This is a genomic window from Methanosarcina subterranea, assembly GCF_055385895.1.
In genome coordinates this window covers 3782738-3802832 of the sequence record NZ_AP042426.1, presented here as the reverse complement: position 1 = coordinate 3802832, position 20095 = coordinate 3782738, and the positions used below count along the sequence as shown (strand labels likewise).

Here is a 20095-nt window from a genome sequence, read left to right as displayed (position 1 = left end):
GTAGGGTTCAAAAACGGTTCAACCTTTATTGACAAGCTGTAATACAGATTGGCTTTAATAACCAGCTTTAACAATCAGCTTTAACAATTGGCTTTAACAATCAGCTTTAACAATCGGCTTTAACAATCAGCTTTAACAATCGGCTTTAATAATTCTGATTTTAGAGTGTGATGCATGCTTTTAATTTATAAGTCAGGATTAAAAAAATATTAAGATCTAAAAGTGAGATATAGTAAAACCACAACCCTATCAGGTTTGTGCTGATTTCTCACGATAGAACACGGTCAAGAAAAATACAGAATAGAGCTAAATAATAGAAAATGGAGTTGGAGGTGTCTGGAATTAGGCCGCTGATTTTCGGAAATGGAAAAATCCTGATTTGTGAAGATGAGAGAGGTACTATAAGGGATGTTTATTTCCCTTATGTGGGGCTTGAGAATCACGGGAACTTGATAAGGGTCGGTGTATGTGACCTCGATTCCCTTTATTGCAGCTGGCTCGAAAACTGGACTGTCCGGCAGCGATATAAGTCGGAGTTTGAGACAGAGTTCTGCAACAGGATCCTTGAAATCTCAGGGGCTCCTGAAGAAAAAAATGCAAAAAATACAGCAGAGAAAAAGACAGGAAAAGGAACCGGGAATGAAAAAGGTAGTGAAAGAGTACCTGAAGCCTGCAGAGAAGTTACCTCAAACATAGGGGAAACAGTTTTTGAAAACCTGGAATTGGGGCTCAAAGTTACCGTATGGGAGGCAGTCCACCCGTCTACAAATATCTTTTACAGGACATTCGAGGTCAGGAATGTTTCCAATTCCTCAAGGCGCCTCCGCCTTTTTTCCAACCAAAATTACAGGATTCTTGAGACCAAGATCGGAGAAACCGCTGTAATTGATAAACATGTCCTTATCCATTACAAGCGCGATCGCTATTTCCTGCACGCCAGTGAACCTGCATTTGACCAGTACGCTGTAGGAACTGCCGAATGGAAAGGGCTTGAAGGTACCTGGAAAGATATGGAAAGCGATGCAAACCTGAGTGGAAATCCGGTAGCTCACGGCTCGGTAGACTCCACACTGGGGTGGACCCTTCCTGAGCTGAAACCGGGAGAAGCAACAAGGGTGCACTTCTGGATTGTCCTCGGAAAGAATTATTGTAATGTACTCAAAGTCCATAAAAGGGTAAAAGAAGCCGGAAAAAGTGACCTCTTCCACCATAATTTCAATTTCTGGAATTCATTTACCGAACGTGTATCTGTCCTTCCTGAGTATGCCTGGATGCCGCAACTCCCTGAAAAAGTTATCAAAAGCTTCTACAGAAGTCTTCTTGCGGCCGTGGCGCATATGGATATTACGGGTTCTGTGATCGCGTCCTGTGATTCGGATATCAGGCAGTTTGGGGCAGACCTTTATACTTACTGCTGGCCAAGAGATGCTGCCTGGGTCTGCCTTGCCCTTGACAGGGCACGGTATCACCACCTGAGTGCTGAGACCTTTGAGTTTTTTTCAAAAACCATTACCACCAGGGGCAATTTTCTTCACAAATACACGCCTGCAGGAGATTTCGGGAGCACCTGGCATCCAGTGCCCATGATTCAGATTGATGAGACAGGGCTTCCCCTCTATGCTCTTTACAATAACTGGGAGATTGCGAGGAGCGTATGGACAACAGGCAGGTATTACAGAGGTCTTGTGATTCCCGCAGCTAACTATCTCACAAGATCAATTGATAAGGAAACGGATCTTCCAATCTCAAGTTTTGACCTCTGGGAAGAGAGAAAAGGTGTACATACCTACAGTGCCTGCACAGTCTATGCAGGGCTCAGAGGTGCCTGTGAACTCGCCCGCTCACTCGGAGATTACTCTAATGCAGATATCTGGAAAGCGGCTGCAGACCGGGTAAAAGAGGCAATTATTGAGAGGCTTTATGATGGTAAACTCAAACGTTTCCGGCGCTCTCTCGAAGAATCAACCCTTGATTCCTCGGTCTTTGCAGTCTGGTATTTCGGAATCCTACCTCCCGATGACCCGAGAGTTGTCCGGACAATGGAAGCAATCGAACACGAACTTTTGCGTCCCTCAGGCGGGATTGCCAGGTATCTCCATGACAGCTACTACGGTTATATGAACAGCTGGATTATCTGCACTCTCTGGCTTTCCCAGTGGCATTCGGCAATGGGGGACCTGGAAAGGGCTCTTGAGCTTCTTGTCTGGTGTGCTGCCCACGCTCATCCTTCAGGTCTTATGCCCGAGCAGATAGACGATAGAGGCAGACCCCTTTCTGTCCTTCCGCTCGCCTGGTCTCATTCGGCTTTCGTGCTTGCCGTTCTTGAGTATCTCCAGGCTCTTGCAAAAAGAGAAGGTGGGTCCTGTAGCTTACCGGAAAAATAATATTGAATTTGAAAATCAAATGAAAATTTGCAGGAGCTAAATGAAAAAGTAAGAAATAAAATGAAAACATCATAAAGATAAAGTATCTGTACTTGCTGGTGAAACCGTTTATTCCAGATCTTTTTCTGCGAAACGGTTTCAACAACGTAGCCTATAACGGTTTATATGAAACAACTTCTATTAAAACCGTTTCTCATAGTACAGGTATCCTTCTTCTTCATTTACGAATGTAAAGCCGTGCTTGAGATACATTCCTATCGCGTTTTTGAGTGTTGAATCGGTTTTAAGAATGGCGCTCGAACAGTTTTTCTCGGCAAAACCCAGAGCAGCCAGAAAAAGCTTTTCTCCATTACCTTTTCCCCTGAAGCCTTTTTTAAGATAAATGCGCCTGATTTCGCAGAGGTTTCCATCAAGTTTGCGGACTCCTGCAGTGCCCACTACCCTGTTATCTGCAAGTCCTACAAAAAAGGTGCCTCCTCTTGCGAAATAGTAGCCATAAATGTCTTTCAGGTCGGCATCTTTAAGTCTGTGATACTCAAAGCCGTGTTCAAGCAGGACTTCCAGGACGACATCGCGAACTTCTTCTTGTCTGGAATCATCATACCTCTGGATTATCATATTTTCTCTCCTTACATTGAAATGAACAGCGTCCTTTATTTACTCTGCTCCTTCTACCTGCCCCTTCTTACCTGCCCTTATTACTCGCTTCTTCCGGTTTTCAGACTTTCCCAATCAAGCTTTTTCAAGATACTCCTGAAGGCCATTATACTTTTGAAAGTTGAGATATTTTTCAGGATGCTTCAGAAAATCCAGAGAAATGGTGTAGAAAATTTCGGTTCCTGTGAGCAGGATATCTTCATCAATATCGAATGTGCATGAGTGATTAATCTCAACGATTCCTTTTTCCTGGTTCCGGGTGCCAAGTGAAATAAAAATGCCTGGCACCATCTGGAGATAGCTTGCGAAATCTTCGGCAGCAAAGGTCTTTTCTATTTCAGGATAGACTGTGAGCTTGGGAAAATTTTCCTGAAGTTTTAAGTTAACCGCATTTGTGAAAACAGGGTTATTTACCAGGACCGGATAACCATGCAGGATATCAAGTTCATATTCCGGAAGTCCTGAGAACTCTTCGCCCGGTTTTGCGTATCTTCCCTTTACTTTCTCAAGGCACTCTTTTATCGTAGAGTCGATAATGTCTGTAGTTTCGCTGTCAAATGTCCGGTAGCTCCCAAGGATCCCTACATTATCAGGAGTCCTGTTGAACTGGGCTCCTCCCTGGATTCTTCCTATTCCAAGGATATACTTATCCGGTTCAAGCCGCTTTTCGAGGGCAGGGTAGAGGCTGGTTATAAAATCCGTTGCCATTCTTACAGGGTCAATGCAGCTTTCAGGTTTTGAAATATGACCTCCCTTTCCTTTAAAAGTGGCTTCGAAACGGTTTGTGCTTGCCATAAAAGGCCCCGGACGAAAACCCACGCTTCCTGATTCGTGGTTAGTAAAGATATGCATGCCCATAACCGCATCCACACCTTCAAGCCCGCCTTCGGCAATTATTCTCTCCGAACCGCCGGGTGGGATCTCTTCTGCGGGCTGGAAGATCAGGCGGACTTCTCCCGGAAAATCCCTGTTTTCTAAAAAGAGCCTTGCAGCCCCAAAGAGCATTGCCATATGCCCATCGTGCCCGCAGGCATGCATTATTCCATCGTTTTTGGAAATATAGTCCCTGTTTCTTTCCGTGTGTTTTTCCTGGACCTGCAACCCATCCGTATCTGTTCTCAGGGCAATGCAGGGGCCAGGCATTGTACCCCGGATGCTTGCAAGCACGCCGGTATTAGCAATCTTCCTGGCTTCGACTCCCAGTTCTTCAAGGATTTCCAGAATTCTTTTTTGGGTCTCGTATTCTTCGAAACTGAGTTCGGGATACTGGTGAAATTCTCTCCTCAGTCGGATAATCCAGGCTTCAAGCGCCTCTGCAATTTGATCATTTCTCAAAAATATTCCCTCGGATCTTCTGCGCACGCAGGTTATTCCGTTTATTTTCTCGATAATGTTCAGTATTCTTTATTTTACTTCTTGAGTATATAACTCCAGGTATATATTACTCCATTTTCTTACCTGTACTTAAGAATTAAAATACTGACAGTTAAATACATGAATAATACAATAGAATCTTATCTTGCTGTTTATTTTGAAACAACGGCAGTTAAGATGTTATTAATCTGTCGTTTTTAGAGTAGTTATTAAGCTCCGCGATCAGGTCACTACAGATAGGTCACTAGAGGTCACGATTGAGATCATTATCAGGTCCTATAGGTCATTAGAAGGTTATTCTTGTCTGAAAGGGATCGCGGTAGTTAAGTACAGTTAAAATCAAGTATTCTTTATAGGTTTCAGGGATGGTACAAATGCTTAAAACACGCCTGAGGGATTTTCTTCTTACAAAAGATGACTGGGTCTTTGCGGTTTCTGACTACTTCCGTAATGATGGAATAAGAGCCACACTCCGCTACGTTCCGGATGAAAATGGGGAAAGGGAATTAAACGGGAAGCAGTACAAAAAATACGATTTCGGTCCTGCTTTCGAATTCATGAAAAAAAACAGGCCTGACTGGGTGCAGGACGTTCACGTTGTCCCGGAGTCCGAGGTGAAGCAGGTGCTGCGTCCCTCTGACTGCATCCCGGAGCTTGTGAACTCTGACAGCCGTGTAAGGGCAATCGTAAAGGTGCTTGACATGGCAGAAATTCCCAGAACAAGTATGGGAGTTACGGGTTCAATGCTTGCAGGACTGCAGAATGAGAGTTCTGATGTTGATTTTGTTGTTTACGGTCCTATGTGGTTCAGGGCAAGGGATGCCATAGCCATTGCAAAACAGCAGGAGGGGCCTATCGAAGAGCTTGACGAGGACATGTGGCAGAGGATCTACAGGAAAAGGATACCTGAGATCTCTTTTGACGAGTTCATGCTGCACGAGTCCAGGAAAGGTAATCGCGGCATGGTTGAGGGCACATATTTCGACCTTCTCTTCGTAAGGGAATGGGATCAGATTAAAGAGCCCCTGCTGCGGGGAAAAGATACAGTCAAAATGAAAATCGAAGCCGAAGTCAAAAACGCTGACTTTGCTTTCGACAGCCCTTCATACTACAAAGTGGAGCATGATGAAATTGACCATGTGCTCTCCTATACCCACACTTACGCGGGTCAGGCGCTTCCCGGTGAAATCATAGAAGCCCGCGGTGTGGTCGAAGAAGTTGGGGATATGAAGCGGCTTGTAGTCGGTACTTCAAGGGAGCCAAAAGGGGAATGGATAAGGTCCCTTACCTGGCTTGAGCAGTGCGGGTATAAGTGATAAACGGTAGAAACTCTCCACCGGCCTTAGAAATAGTTTTCCTGACCACGGAAATTACCCAATGAGACGATCCCAAAACTCAAAATTGCTTCTCTGAATCCCGTATTCCGAATAATCAATATAGTTTCTGATCATGAAAATAGTTATGAAACTTTACTGATTTGAGAATAAAACTGGTTTTGTGATGAGCTCAATACATAAACTTGTAGCTGTGAAACGCTGGACAAAGGGAAGCAGCGTAAAATAAAAAAGGAAAAAGCAATACAGAGTTGAGAAGAAAAAAGCAATGTGAAAATAGAAAGGAAGGCTTGTATGAACCTTCCCCGGTCTTGAGAGGTTTACTTCATTTTCCTATTTTTCAGGATTGCATACGATGCCAGAAGCCCGGCTGCTACAAATGAAACTCCAGCTCCCGGCGAATCTTCATCGTCTTTTTCCTTATCCGAAGCCAGATTGTTTTCATTTTCTCCTTCGGATATCTCTCCCGCGCTCATTAGATTACTTTCTTCATCTCTGGCAGGATTGATTTCAGTTAATCTAGTATTTTTTTCCGGGCTTGCAATCGCAAAAGGCGAAAATCCCGGGGTTTCTGCTGTAAAGTAGAAGTAATCTTCATCTTCTCCGCTCAGGTTTGTGGGCAGAGCGTTCCAGGTGTTATCGCTATATCTGTAAAGGGTTATCGTGCTTTCACGTATGCCTTTTTCGGAAAGCCAGGTCCGGTTTACCCTGAAGCTTATTCGGGCGTTTTCAAGGTTTTCTGAGCTTGAAAAGCCGCTGTTCCCGACCCAGATATTCAGGTTCCTGTATACGGTTCCGGGAGCAGGCTCTTTCACTATTGAGGAAGTGTTTTTCAGAATCTCCACAATTGTGGTTGTTTTTCCAAAATTCTTTTTGGGGTCAAACTCAACAGTAACTATCTCGTTTGTCTCTCCCTGGAAGGTGTAACAGGTGTGGACTCCCTTGAAAACCTGCTCATTTGAAATCTCCTTGAGCTCTATGTTTCTGCTTGACTCCGGAGATCCTCCTCCACCTCCTCCACCTCCTCCTCCGCTACTCCCACTGCTTCCACTGCTTCCTCCGGAATATGAGTTTTTCTCCGTAACTGTAATATAACCTGTTTTTGTCCTTGTATCGTTTCCGTAGGTAGTGTTAGCTGCCCTCAAGGTGACAGTATAGGTACCCGGGGTTTCATAGGTCCATATCGGATTTCTCTCTGAAGAGTCAATGCTCCCGTTCCCATCAAAGTCCCATTCCCAGGAATCCGGTCTGCCTGTACACAAATCCGTGAAATTAACTTTCAGAGGCGCAGTGCCGGATATAGGGCTTGCGGAAAAATTAGCTACAGGAGGCGGGTATGTGACTATTATTTCCGAAGTTCCTGTTACAGGAACAGCGGAGACGGAATATGCGGAAACATTACCTGAGATTGTGAGATTCCCGGGTTTGATTGTTGAAGGCACTGTAACATTATACACAACAGTTTTTTCCCCTCCTGCCTGAAGGCTCTCGACCCAGATCCATTCCAGGGTAGACTCTTTGAAAGTCTCGACATTCTGGAACGCAGCCCCGTCATTTTTAATTCTGCTTATATTCCATTCCTGAGAAAGGTTTTCATCAAGGGTTGGGGCTTCAATATACTGGTCTGTCAGTATGTGTACGGTTACTGTGAAAGTTCCGCCTGCATAAACCGTTCCTGCAGAGATCTCCCTGTTCGCCTCGATTCCAGAGGCTGAAACTGGAATTATAGCCACTACAAAAAATAGAACAAGTATAAGACCGGAGATAAATTTAGAGATTTTGATCCGGTTTTTTACTTTAAGGGTTTCAATAGTTTTCATGAAAAACGAATCCTTTAGTTTTTTCGGGCTTTCTGGCATCTATCTTAAATTCTATATTCTGTCTTGGTGTATATTATTATAACTGTGCCCGGGTCGATTTTTATTTAATCTGAAGGGATAATCTGATTTTCAGCGTCATAAGGCTTTGAAATTTCGGGAAATCAGAGAAATAACTTCAAGCGAATCCGCAGTTAAAGTCACATATAAATAAAACAGTACTCTATTCTCTGTTATGATAACAAGGAAAAGTTATGTATGGCTTGCTCTGGTTTTTATCGGAATTGCAGCCACAACAGCAGTGTTTGTTTACTCTGGCTCTACTGAAAACACGGTACAGACAGATGAGCGCGAAATCGCTTTTAATGGAAAAGAAACAGCTGCCAATGGGATTGAGTCTTCTTCCAGTATAATAACAAAGGTAAAACCTTCAAATCCTCTGGAGTTTCTTACTGCCAGAGCCGCCGTGGCTGATTCAGCCATCGAGGTTACGGTATACAACTATAACCTTGCTCTTGTGAAAGAACGCAGGGAACTAGACCTGGATACCGGAGTCAACAGGGTCGAGTACACTGATGTTGCTGCACTTATCGATCCTACCTCAGTCATGTTTGAGGATACAAAGAACAAAAATACTGCCGTGCTTGAACAGAACTATGAGTACGATCTGGTAAGCAGTTACAAGCTTCTTGACAAATTTCTGGGCAAAGAAATAACTGCGACTGAAAAGGAGGGGGAAACATATACAGGAACTCTGCTCAGCCACGACGGGGGAGTTGTACTCAGGCTGAGCGACGGAAAGGTTGTAAGTCTCACAGAAGTCTCTAAATTTGAGTTCCCTGACTCTGCAGGGCTGCTTACAAAACCCACCCTGGTCTGGCAGGTTTATTCTCCTGTAGCAGGCAGTCGGGATGTCCTCACTTCTTATCTTACGGGAGGCATGAGCTGGAGAGCAGACTACATTGTAAAGACGAATGCGGATGATACAAGGGCTGATATCCAGGGCTGGGTCAGTGTAGACAACGGGGCAGGTACCACTTATGAGAATGCCAAACTGAAGCTCGTTGCAGGAGAAGTCCACCGTATATTTGTACCCCAGCCGAGATATTATGATGAGGTTATAGCAGAAGAAGAAGCAGCGTACGATGGAGCAAAGGGAGGCTTTGCTGAGGAATCCCTTTTTGAATACCATCTCTATACCCTTGAAAGGCCGGCTACCCTGAAGAACAACCAGGTTAAGCAGCTTTCCCTGCTCTCTGCAGACTCCGTGCCCGTGGAAAAGGAGCTTATCTTCGATGTTTCAAAAAGCGATAAGGTACAGGTAGTCCTGAACCTCGAAAATTCAAAGGAAAAAGGCCTTGGAATGCCATTACCTGCCGGAGTTCTGAGGGTATACAAAGCTGATTCCGAAGGACGGCTCCAGTTCCTCGGGGAAGACAGTATAGACCACACCCCAAAAAATGAGGAGGTCGAAGTTGTTGTCGGAAACGCTTTTGATATAACCGGCACCAGAACTCAGACCGATTACAAGAAGGTAAGCACTGATGTCTGGCGGGAAAGCTATGAAATCGAACTGAAGAACCACAAGTCTCAGGCCCAGAAAGTCAGGATTGTAGAACATTTCTATGGAGACTGGGAGATTACCACCAGTTCCGATACCCACAAAAAAGCGGATGCTTACACTGCCGAATGGGAAGTAACAGCGCCTGCGGACGGTTCAAAAAAGGTCTCTTTCACAGTGGAACGCAGATATTAAGTCCTTTGATCTAACAGGTTGCCTCTGGATTATATGACCAGTATATTCAAAGAGGTTTACCTGTTTCAAAAGTTACTCTAATTTTTTACAATTGGGAGCGGTCAATCTCCCTGTTGTTTTTCCTTGAGATTTCCCGTCCGAAATCAAGTTTTAGGGAGCAAAATTTACATTTAAATCTCATTTTCTCTGGCCAGGCTTCTGAATACTCTGGCTTCCACTACAAAGATTTCATTACAGAACTCTGCAGTATACGAGGTTTTCAGTATAAGAGACTTTATACGATTAACTCATATAATTAACTGTTTTGGTTCTTTATTTTCTGTTACTTGTTTCTTGACTCAGTACCAAAATCTAGTGATGAACGTAAAATTGAAAACCACTAGATTTTATATATTGACTATATTACTTTGAATACATTCTCTTGATTGAAGTCTTTAGATACCGAATATCTATTTTGATTGAGAAACGAACTCTTCCTTCAAACTCAGTATTTTCAATCAAAAAACGCAAAAATCACTAGATTTTGGACCAGAGTCTGTTTCTTTAGCTTTTTATTTTAAGCTGGACAGGTCATTGACAGTTTATTGTCTGTGGGTGGTGAAGATGAAAGTAAAGTTGAAGATGAAATGTTTAGATCTATCTGTATTTTGTATCCTTTTAATTGTAATCCTGGGAGCATCTCCTGCCCTTGCCCAAATGGGACAGGGTGGAGGGCTCGCTGGTAGCATGGGACCTGGCGGAAGGCCAGTTGACGGTATGGGTCAGGGAATGGGCCAGGGCATGATGAATGGCTACGGGTTTGACCAGTACGACAACAGGTTTGCAGGTTTTGGATCAATAACTTTCGAAGAAGCCTGCAATAATTTCGGAATTCCGGTTGGAACCGCACTCTCCGACCTCGGGCTCCCGGAGGATATGGACATAAAGCTTACAGTTCTGGAGGTTGAAAAACAGTACGGAGTTACAGGGCAGGAAATTGCGAGTTACATGGTCACGAACATGCAGCAGATGCCTACCTCTCTTAATGCCCGGCAGCATCTCCTGATGCGCCAACAGGCCGTGCAGGCTGTAAGGGGTATGGGCATGGGGCGGGGAATGTATTTCATGCGTCAGGGCCGGTTTGCATACGGGAATTACACTACCTTCGGTTTTGATGCCGATGCAGGAGAAGTCAGCAACTTTGCGGTTGGCGGGGACCTGATTTTTGATTCAGCCACGGTTTCCGATTTTGCTTTTGAGGAAGAACAGGTTACAGGGGCAGTTGCTGTCTACGATGGCGCTGACAGCCAGATCTTCCTTCACGACAACCCTATGGGAATCCTTCAGGTCCGGGCTTTTGCCAATAAAACCGTTGTTTTTGACCTCGCAGAAGAAGTGGAAGCAAGTGTGGATACCGAACTTCCAGATGATCTTGAAAGTGCAATCATCGTAAATATTACCAAAAATAATTTTAAGGGACATCTTATCATCTTCAAGAATTACCTTGCTACCGTTACTGGTGACGAACCTCTGGAAGGGCTTGATATTGAGGTTTCGGATAACAGGGTTACAGTAACTCTTGTAAATAACAGTGTAGTCATGTTCCGCGCAAGTCCTATGGACCCTGCTCTCATGCAGACCGGGTACAGTTACAGCTCCCGCGTTGCATACATGCACCAGGTGCTCAACAGAGAAATTGCCCGTGGCAGAGTCGGAGCCGAAATAGCACTCCGTGCAGGCGGGGATAATGCATCAGTTGTGAACTACATTTCTATGGGCTTGCACATCAGGGAGAGAGACAGGGACCGCATAGTGCTCGATGTAGACTCGAACCTTTCCGAAGGCAGGGTAATCACTGTAAACTTGGACAACGACACCATCAACCTTTCTAATCCTGACCGCCTCAGGCTTCGCTTTAATGGGGAGGTAATTGAGAAAGTCGAAAGTATAGATGAACTCTTTACCGGCAGAAACCGCCCGCTCTGCTATCTCGTGCAGGAAAATGAAACCGCCACCATTGCCGTGTATATCCCTGAATTTTCTAAGCATGAAATTGTAATTGACCTGGAGCCTGAAACAGGGAAAGAAGAGGCTGGAGAGGAATCCGGAGAAGAGGGAGCTACTGAAAGTGAAGGTGAATCCAAACCCACGCCAGCTTTCGAGTTCGGACTCGGAGCTACAGTACTGGCTTCTGCATATGGGATGAGGCGCAGGAGGTAAAAGTTTTGCTCGGTTTCTAAATCTAGTATCAGTGGAAAGATTTGATGCAGAGGTAGCAGAATTCAAAATTCTGCTTTATAATTTTTCTCATTTTCAGGCTTTCTATTTTTTCTAAAATCGGGAAGCCTCTGATTAATCGGTTTATATGTTCTGGTGCCCGGGAAAAATTTTTAGTTTTTCTCTCTGCGCACCAGGCAGATCCGGGCGACCTGTCAGTCAAATAAATACTTTCCTTTTTCCCTGAGACCTTTTTTTGAGTTCAAGTAAATCTATAAATCCTTGCCAGCTTGTCTGGCGGCCCTTCCCAAAATAAAAAAGGAGAAATTTGAATATTAGCAAAATAATAAAACAAATGTGAGAAAAAAGTATTTTGCAAATATAGTTTAATTATATTCCTTTTGGGTCTTTTCAAGTTCTTTGCCGTTTTTAAGTCTAATTTCTAGAGAATTTCCGGTCTATTGTTGTTTACAATTATTGTTCTCCGTCTTTGATTTTTGTTTTTAATTTTTTGCACTTTTTTCTCTTCTTTTTGGGATTGGCCGCTCTCCTTCGTAGAGCGGGACAAGAATGACTCGGTAAAGCTAGTACCGTTGTGTGGGTCAGATATATTACAATTTTCTATAAAACTATGTTTATATAAATCTAAACTCCAATTATTATGCTATGGGAGTGAAGAAATACTTTTTATGGATTATTACAGGGCTTATCGGGTTTTCATTACTTTTTTCAGCTTATATGCCTCCGAACCCTGAAGGCGTCGCTCAGGCAAACGTTTCCGGTAGTGAAATGAACCAGGCAGGGTCAGATTCGGGAGTTTCCGCGGAAATTCAAGCTGCAAACCCTCTGGGAATTCTGGCTTCAGGGGCAGTTGAAGCCGTAGGGAACCCTGAGCTCACCATTTACGAACAAGGGCTTGCCCTCGTAAAGGAAAGGCGGGAGGTCGAGCTTGAAAGCGGGGAAAATCTTGTGGAATATACGGACATTGCTTCCGGAATTATCCCTTCGTCGGTTATGGTAGAAGATCCTGAAAATGACGAGGTAACTATCCTTGAACAGAATTACGAGTATGACCTCCTGAGCAGTTCCAGTTTGCTTGAAAAATATCTTGGCAGGGAGATAACGGTAGTGAGCGTAAATGGTGAGACTTTTACAGGCAGGCTGCTGAGCCATGAAGAGGGAAGGCTTGTCCTCGAGACCGAAACAGGTGAAGCCGTAGTGCTTCAGGAGGTCGCAAAGATAGAGCTGCAGAACGCCTCAGAACTTTCAACAAAGCCGACTATTGTCTGGCAGATTTATTCTCCTGCGTCCGGGACGCGTGAACTCCTCACTTCCTATCTGACAGAAGACATAGGCTGGGAAGCAAATTATGTTCTGAAAAGCAATGAAGACGACACACAGGCTGATATAAGGGGCTGGGTGAATGTTGACAACAGGGCAGGGATAACCTATGAAAATGCTTCCCTGAAACTCGTTTCCGGGGAGATAAACCGCGCATCTCCGCCGGTGCAGCCTTTGCCCGAACGTGCTGAAGAAGCAGTAGCTGACGAACAGGGTGTATCCTCCTTTACCGAAGAAGCCCTTTCCGAGTACCATCTTTATACTCTTGAGAGGCCTGCAACCCTGAGAAACAATCAGGAAAAGCAGATTTCACTTTTCTCTGCAGATTCCGTGCCTGTAGAAAAGGAACTCATCTATGACAGTTCTCTGAGTGAGAGAGTCAGGAATTTTCTTACTCTTGAGAACTCTAATGAAACAGGGATTGGAATGCCTCTTCCGGCAGGCATTGTAAGAGTTTATAAAACCGACTCTGCAGGAGAACTGCAGTTCCTGGGTGAAGATAGCATAGAACATACCCCGCAGGGTGAAGAACTTAAAGTGTCTGTCGGTTCAGCCTTCGACCTTACAGTCACACGAAACCAGACTGATTATCAGCGTATAAGTGATAATGTAGAAAGGGTCAGTTATGAGATCGAAATTAACAACAGCAAATCCGAACCGCAGGATTTGACCGTCGTGGAACATCTCTATGGTGAATGGGAGATTCTGGAGAACTCAGACGAATATGAAAAAACTGATGCTTTTACAATCGAGTTCAGAGTGACGGTTCCTGCAAACGGCACAAAAACTATTACCTACACCGCAGAGAATCGATTTTAACCGGAGTCCGGCAAAAGGAATTGGAATGTAAAAGTCTGAAATTAAATCCGAAGTACAGTTAAAGTGAAAGGTAAAGTTTAAAGTGAAAACTGAGGTTTAAAAGTCTGAAGTAAAAATTCAGAAGGAAATAAAGAACAGATTTGCAGAGGGAAAGGCAGAACAAATTTGCAGAACATTCCGGCGGGCCGAGGATTTCTTGAGCTGGTAGCCGCCGGCAATTTCTTAAAAAGTAGATAAGCAAATATTCAGGAATAGCAAAGTGAAAAGGAATTTGCAAGACCGGGTACAGAGTGTTTCTGTAGCCTGGCGTTTTTTGCATTTATCCTTCGAGTACAATCTCGATGTTTATGTCTTTGGGGACCTGGATTCTCATGAGCTGGCGGAGTGCTCTTTCATCGGCTGCTATGTCGATGAGCCTCTTGTGTACGCGCATTTCCCAGTGGTCCCAGGTTGCAGTCCCGTCACCACTTGGACTTTTCCTTGTGGGAACGACCAGCTTCTTTGTTGGAAGCGGAACAGGTCCTGAGATGCTTACTCCTGTCCTTTCCGCAATTGACTTTACCTGGTTGCAGACTCCATCCAGATCTTTAGGACTGATGCCTGACAATCTTATTCTAGCTTTTTGCATAACCTTTTTTCTCCTTAAAAAATGAAAAAAGGAGAGTGTTATTTCTGCTTAACACTCATACACATGCCTGCGGCAATGGTCATACCCATATCACGGATAGCAAACCTGCCGAGCTGTGGAATTTCCTTTACGGGTTCGATTACCATCGGCTTTGTCGGTTTGATGGTAACAATTGCTGCGTCTCCTGCCTTAAGGAAAGTCGGGTTTTCTTCCTTAACCTGACCAGTCTTCGGGTCCAGCTTCCTGTTAAGAGCGATCAGCTGGCATGCGGTCTGGGAGGTGTGGGCGTGGAACACAGGAGTGTATCCTGCAGTGATTGCAGAGGGGTGCTGAAGGACCACAATCTGTCCTACAAACTCGTCAGCAACCTTTGGTGGGTTGTCAACAGGGCCACAAACGTCTCCTCTGCGGATGTCGTTCTTGCCGATACCGCGGACGTTCCACCCGATGTTATCTCCAGGGAATGCCTGTGGGATTTCTTCGTGGTGCATCTCAATGGACTTAACTTCACCAGATACTCCTCCGGGCATGAAAACGACCTTGTCACCCTTTTTCATTACACCGGTTTCGACTCTGCCTACAGGCACAGTTCCGATACCTGAGATGGTGTATGCATCTTCTACAGGGATCCTGAGTGGGAGAGTGGATGGTTTTTCAGGCTCTTTGAGGTTATTGAGGGCGTCCATGATGGATGGGCCCTTGTACCAGGAAGTCTTGTCACTGAGTTTGACGATGTTGTCGCCGTAGAATGCAGAGGTTGGAATGAAGGGGATTTCGCTTGGCTTGAATCCGATCATCTTAAGGATACCGGATACCTGCTCAACTACTTCTTTATACCTGGCTTCGCTGTATTCTACTGCGTCCATCTTGTTGATTGCGACAATCAGCTGGTTGATGCCGAGGGTCCTGGAAAGGAAAATGTGTTCCTTGGTCTGGGCCATGACACCATCAGGGGCTGCAACGACAAGGACAGCAGCGTCAGCCTGGGAAGCGCCTGTGATCATGTTCTTTACGAAGTCACGGTGGCCAGGGCAGTCTACAACTGTGAAATAAAACTTGTCTGTGTCGAATCTCTTGTGAGCGATATCAATTGTAATACCTCTTTCGCGCTCTTCCTTAAGAGAGTCCATAACCCATGCGAAGGCAAAGGATTCCTTACCCTTCTGCTTTGCTTCTTCTCTAAACTTATCGATGATGTGTGGAGCTACAGCCCCTGCATCGTACATTAAGCGTCCTACGAATGTTGACTTTCCGTGGTCAATGTGACCAATCACTGCTAAATTCAGGTGCGGTTTGTCTGCTGCCATTTATTATTCTCCTTTAAATTCTGGATGAGTTTCATTGCTATATCTAATTATAGTATATTAATATTAGGGCAAATCTCGTAATGATTAGACCTTCTCTGGTCTTCTTTCAACCATTACATATAATTTCCCGGTTTGAACATTTATCGGGTCAGCGTAATTTGAATTTCCAGCGGCCTGGACTGTTTTCCCCATTATAGGCATATCTTGTTTTAAATCTTTCCCATCGACTTTACTCTCTCAGAATTTCGAGAATCCTTTCTTTTAAATTCGCAGGGAGTTTTTTGACTTAACAGGTTTATACCTTAAATAGGATAAGCGGAAAAAAATTCCGCTTACATTGAAAGGTAGTCAGCAGGTTTGGGCAGGTCTTTCTTCAGGCCTTTCCTCTCTCTGATCTGACCTACTACTTCAGTCTGGATACTGGTTGGCACAATATCAAAGCCTCCGAATTCAGTGCTCCACATAGCACGTCCTTCGGTCGCAGACCTGATTTCACCTGCAAATCCGAACATCTCGGCCACAGGTACTCTTGCTTCAATAATTGCCAGGTCTCCTTCCGTGGTCATGTTAAGGATAACTCCACGGCGGCCCTGAAGTTCTTTTGTTGCACCACCCATTGTGAGCTGGGGAACCTGGACAAAAACCTTCTGATAAGGTTCAAGAAGGCCGTCTTCTGCGAGAAGCATCCCTGCCTGAATTGCCTGTCTTGCTGCAGGAATGACCTGAGCCGGACCTCTGTGGATAGCGTCTTCGTGAAGCTTTGCATCTACGAGTACGCACTTTATGTTTGCCACAGGCTCTCTGGTTAACGGGCCAGCACGCATAACTTCTTCGAACCCATCGAGGACCAGTTCCATTGTCTCATTCAGGTACTGGATACCCTTGGTCATGTCTATGAAAATATTGGAATTGTGAATGCCCGCAATGCCTTTTGCTTCTTCTTTTCCCATGCCAAGTTCGATGAGTTTTTGTCTGCGCTCAAGCTCAGGCATGTTCATACTGATATCGCCTGACTTGATCAGATCGACAATTGCAGTGTCAAGAGGTTCTACATAAATATAGAACCTGTTGTGCCTGTTCGGAGACTTTCCTTCTACAGGCTCGATCTTTTTCTTAATGGTTTCCCTGTAAACTACAATTGGCTTGCTCGTGGTGATTTCCACATTCTTATCTCTCTGGATCCTGTGGGCGATAACTTCCAGATGAAGTTCTCCCATACCTGCCATGAGGTGTTCCCCGGTTTCCTCGTCCAGGGTAATCTGGAGTGTCGGGTCTTCCTTTGCGACCTGCCTTAGGACTTCGACGAGTTTGGGTAAGTCTTTGGTGTGCTTGGCTTCTACAGCTACAGTCACCACAGGTTCGCTTACGTGCCTGATGCTTTCGAACGGTGTCATACCATCAAGGGTTGTAACTGTGGACCCTACGATTGCATCTTTTAAGCCAGTAACCGCAGCGATATTTCCTGCAGGGATCTTCTCCACTTCGAGCCTTTCGGGGCCCATGAAAATACCTACCTGCTGAACCCTGCTCTTTTTTGCAGTCCCGGATGTGTAAACTTCCATTCCACGGGTAAGAGATCCGCTGAACAGCCTTCCGGTTGCGACTTCTCCTGCATGAGGGTCTACGGAAATGTCCGTTACCATGAAAGCAAGGTCACCGGCTGCATTTGCTTCGGCCATGGATTTGCCAATTTCAGTGTTAGCATCTCCGTGCCAGATAGCAGGCACCCTTCCCTTCTGGGCTACAAGAGGGTCTGGCAGGTACCTGATGACCATATCAAGGACAGTTGCGTGCAGAGGGCACTTGTCTGCAAGAGACTTCATGTCCTCTGCCTTACAATAATCATATACGTCTTTAAAGGAGATCCCGGTCTTCTGCATCATAGGCACACTAATTGCCCAGTTATAAAGGGCAGAGCCAAATGCTACAGTTCCGGCTGCTGCATCTACTTTCCAGCCTGCCTTAAACTTCTCCGGGTTCATGTTCTTGATGAGCTTGTTCACGTGGTCAATTACTTTGCCAAGGCGAACCTGCATTTCCTGAGAGTCAACCTGCAATTCATTGATCAGCCGGTCTACCTTGTTAACAAAGAGCACAGGCCTGACATGCTCTCTAAGGGCCTGCCTGAGTACGGTCTCGGTCTGGGGCATAGTGCCTTCGACTGCGTCCACGACCACGACTGCACCATCTACTGCCCTCATGGCACGGGTAACGTCTCCACCAAAGTCAACGTGCCCGGGTGTGTCGATCAGATTGATCAGGTAGTCTTCATTATTGTAAGTGTGAACCATGGAAACGTTAGAGGCATCGATTGTAATACCTCTCGCCTGTTCCTCTTCATCGGAATCCATGAATAATTGTCTTCCGGCAAGCTCTTTTGAAATCATGCCGGCGCCTGCTAGCAGGTTATCCGATAATGTGGTTTTTCCGTGGTCAATGTGCGCAACGATACCGATATTTCGGATTTTCTTTGGTTCATTCATGAGCGTCGTTACGCGCTCGACCATTTTCTTCCTTCGTCCCATGCTGATACCTTTTAAACGAATATAATTTAGTTATATAATTTAATTATAATATCTCTTTTTAAATCGGGCAACCCGCAAATTGATTAACGTGCTGCCTTTGCAACTCTTTCCTTAGCATCCTTTCTGTTAATAGAGAAGGATTTCGTATCGCGGTTTGCAGCGCCTATGAGTTCGGTTGCAAGGCATTCTGCGACAGAGCGCTTGGATTTAAAAGCTGCGGCATTTGTACCCATACTGATGTAGCGCAGAGCAGTGTCCACACGCCTCTGGGGTGCAGTGTCAACTGCTTTTGGAACAGAGATTCCACCGTATTTCAGCCTGACCACTTCTTCTCTGGGGCCTGCATTGGAAATGGCGTCCACGAGAATCTGGATAGGGTTCTGCTGGGTCTTTCTGTTCATAATATCGAAAGCTTCCTCAACTGCGCGGAGGGTTACCTGCTTCTTTCCGCTGTTGACTTCAGTCCTCATCAGGTTGTTTGCAAGGCGTTCAACAATAGAAATTTCGGATTTGTTAAACTGCTGCCTGGCATGCTTTCCGCTGCTGTGAGGAACGATTACAGGAGCAAGACTGACATAACGCTTAATTCCAAGGTCTCTGACTTCAACTTCCGTTGGGTCCCATTTGCCGAAAATTTTGTACACAAAAATCATCTCCTCGGCTTTTCCAATCTGCCAATTACCAGCTGGTTCAGTGACACGTTGTTTACGGCAATCACTTTGAAGCGTACACCGGGAATATCACCCATAGCACCACCCATGCGGCCTCCGATCTTCTCCACGGTCACTTCATCGTGTTCGTCAATGAAGTTTACTGCACCGTCTCCTGGACAGAATGCGGTTACCTGACGCCCGTTTTTAATGAGCTGGACTCTTACACATTTGCGGATTGCGGAGTTTGGCTGCTTGGCTTCAACTCCTACCTTTTCTAATACTATACCCCGACCCTGAGGTGCACCACCAAGTGGGTCGGCTTTCACGTTCAGCCCAAGAACCCGCCTGCCGTAGTATGTATCTTTCCAGCGGGCATCTTTCCTGGTTTGTTTGAGAATATTAGCTGCAAATTTTCCTTTAGCCATAGTAAATTTCTCCAGTTATAATTGATCACAGTTTCCTAATGTGGCATTAATGCCAGAATTATCCTTCAACACCGGATTAATGGATCAAAGTGAATTAAGAGGATATCACTGCAGGATCACGTCTTCTATAGTGTGGTGACGACGGGCAAGCATCTTCACTTTCTCTATATTCTTGCCGTTACGACCGATGGCAAGCCCCTTCTCTTTATTGGGTACCTCTACATAAGCTAATCGCTTGCCATTTTTGCTTGTAAGGTTTACTGAACTTACGGATACCGGTCCGAAGGCATTCTTTATAAAGGTTACAGGATCCTCTGAATACTCCACAAGCTCAATGGGTTTGTCCAGGGCTTTTTTAACACGGTTTATGTTCTCTCCGTTTTTGCCTATTGCAAGCCCCATATCGCCCTGTTTTACAACATACACGAGCCTTTCCTCTTCCGGAATACAGTCAAGAATTTTGGCCCGGGTCATGTTTTCAAACAATGCAATGTACTGGATGCTTTCTGCAGTAAGTCTTATTTCACCCAAGACGTTGCAACTCCTTTTTATCAAGCTGTAGCTGCCAGGATATCCGATTCTCCTGCATCGAGGATTGCCATGGCTGCAATCGTGAAGGGCTTTCCGCATACGGGTCCGAGTTCTACACTTGTACCTTCGTATTCCAGAACCGGGACATTCGTTGCCTGCACTTTCTTTTTAATGTCTTCGGGGCAGTTTGATGCCAGGACCACCATCTTTGCTGAGCCGTTTGCTGCTGCATCCACGGTCCGGTTGGCTCCAACTATTACTTTTCCTGTTTTCACAGCCTTGATAAGAGATTTATCAACATTGATCTTCATTTTCATCAACTCTGTCTCAAATTAACTCGTCTACTCT

At 45.1% G+C, this 20095-nt stretch carries 15 protein-coding genes; 5 read left to right on the top strand and 10 right to left on the bottom strand.

From position 1 onward, the window contains the following. Positions 1-332 precede the first annotated feature (332 nt). The gene (locus ACZ5A8_RS16510) at positions 333-2384 is read left to right on the top strand and encodes a glycoside hydrolase family 15 protein (RefSeq protein ID WP_464530375.1); all 2052 of its coding nucleotides are present in this window, start codon (positions 333-335) and stop codon (positions 2382-2384) included. 180 nt (positions 2385-2564) lie between these two features. Here ACZ5A8_RS16510 and ACZ5A8_RS16505 read toward each other — a convergent pair whose 3' ends face one another. After that, positions 2565-3002 (bottom strand): GNAT family N-acetyltransferase, encoded by a 438-nt coding sequence (locus tag ACZ5A8_RS16505; RefSeq protein WP_464530373.1) that lies wholly within the window; start codon positions 3000-3002, stop codon positions 2565-2567. 114 nt (positions 3003-3116) lie between these two features. Continuing rightward, the gene (locus ACZ5A8_RS16500) at positions 3117-4376 is read right to left on the bottom strand and encodes a M20 metallopeptidase family protein (protein WP_464530372.1); all 1260 of its coding nucleotides are present in this window, start codon (positions 4374-4376) and stop codon (positions 3117-3119) included. Positions 4377-4789: 413 nt separating this feature from the next. Between ACZ5A8_RS16500 and ACZ5A8_RS16495 the strand changes: the two genes are divergently transcribed. Then, entirely contained in the window at positions 4790-5731 is a 942-nt protein-coding gene (locus ACZ5A8_RS16495) for a nucleotidyltransferase domain-containing protein (RefSeq protein WP_464530370.1), read from the top strand. Positions 5732-6069: 338 nt separating this feature from the next. On the opposite strand, the gene ACZ5A8_RS16490 is transcribed toward ACZ5A8_RS16495, so the two are convergent. Then, positions 6070-7569: a PGF-pre-PGF domain-containing protein gene (locus ACZ5A8_RS16490; RefSeq protein WP_464530369.1), complete on the bottom strand. Its 1500-nt coding sequence runs from the start codon at positions 7567-7569 to the stop codon at positions 6070-6072. A gap of 232 nt (positions 7570-7801) precedes the next feature. On the opposite strand from ACZ5A8_RS16490, the gene ACZ5A8_RS16485 reads away from it, so the two are divergent. From ACZ5A8_RS16485 to ACZ5A8_RS16475, 3 genes are all read left to right on the top strand, one after another. Then, entirely contained in the window at positions 7802-9322 is a 1521-nt protein-coding gene (locus tag ACZ5A8_RS16485; RefSeq protein WP_464530367.1) for a DUF4139 domain-containing protein, read from the top strand. A 603-nt stretch (positions 9323-9925) separates the two neighbouring features. After that, positions 9926-11521 (top strand): MAST domain-containing protein, encoded by a 1596-nt coding sequence (locus ACZ5A8_RS16480; RefSeq protein WP_464530366.1) that lies wholly within the window; start codon positions 9926-9928, stop codon positions 11519-11521. A 663-nt stretch (positions 11522-12184) separates the two neighbouring features. Next, positions 12185-13678, top strand: a complete 1494-nt coding sequence (locus ACZ5A8_RS16475) for a DUF4139 domain-containing protein (RefSeq protein ID WP_464530364.1) — start codon at positions 12185-12187, stop codon at positions 13676-13678. A 319-nt stretch (positions 13679-13997) separates the two neighbouring features. Here the strand turns inward: ACZ5A8_RS16475 and rpsJ are convergent, their stop codons facing one another. From rpsJ to ACZ5A8_RS16440, 7 genes are all read right to left on the bottom strand, one after another. Next, positions 13998-14306: a 30S ribosomal protein S10 gene (gene rpsJ, locus ACZ5A8_RS16470; RefSeq protein ID WP_048124829.1), complete on the bottom strand. Its 309-nt coding sequence runs from the start codon at positions 14304-14306 to the stop codon at positions 13998-14000. 38 nt (positions 14307-14344) lie between these two features. Then, a complete protein-coding gene (gene tuf, locus ACZ5A8_RS16465) occupies positions 14345-15613 on the bottom strand; it encodes a translation elongation factor EF-1 subunit alpha (RefSeq protein ID WP_464530362.1) in 1269 nt (422 codons plus the stop codon). Positions 15614-15945: 332 nt separating this feature from the next. Continuing rightward, positions 15946-18138, bottom strand: a complete 2193-nt coding sequence (locus tag ACZ5A8_RS16460; RefSeq protein WP_464530360.1) for an elongation factor EF-2 — start codon at positions 18136-18138, stop codon at positions 15946-15948. An 83-nt stretch (positions 18139-18221) separates the two neighbouring features. Beyond that, on the bottom strand, positions 18222-18791 hold the full coding sequence (locus ACZ5A8_RS16455) for a 30S ribosomal protein S7 (protein WP_229391168.1): 570 nt from the start codon (positions 18789-18791) through the stop codon (positions 18222-18224). After that, on the bottom strand, positions 18788-19216 hold the full coding sequence (locus tag ACZ5A8_RS16450) for a 30S ribosomal protein S12 (RefSeq protein ID WP_229391169.1): 429 nt from the start codon (positions 19214-19216) through the stop codon (positions 18788-18790). The genes ACZ5A8_RS16455 and ACZ5A8_RS16450 overlap by 4 nt, the downstream gene beginning before the upstream one ends. Before the next feature lie 105 nt (positions 19217-19321). Continuing rightward, positions 19322-19747 carry a NusA-like transcription termination signal-binding factor gene (locus ACZ5A8_RS16445; protein ID WP_229391170.1) on the bottom strand — a complete coding sequence of 142 codons (426 nt, stop codon included), beginning with the start codon at positions 19745-19747 and terminating at the stop codon, positions 19322-19324. A gap of 20 nt (positions 19748-19767) precedes the next feature. After that, positions 19768-20064 (bottom strand): 50S ribosomal protein L30e, encoded by a 297-nt coding sequence (locus ACZ5A8_RS16440; protein ID WP_229391171.1) that lies wholly within the window; start codon positions 20062-20064, stop codon positions 19768-19770. Positions 20065-20095: the final 31 nt, after the last annotated feature.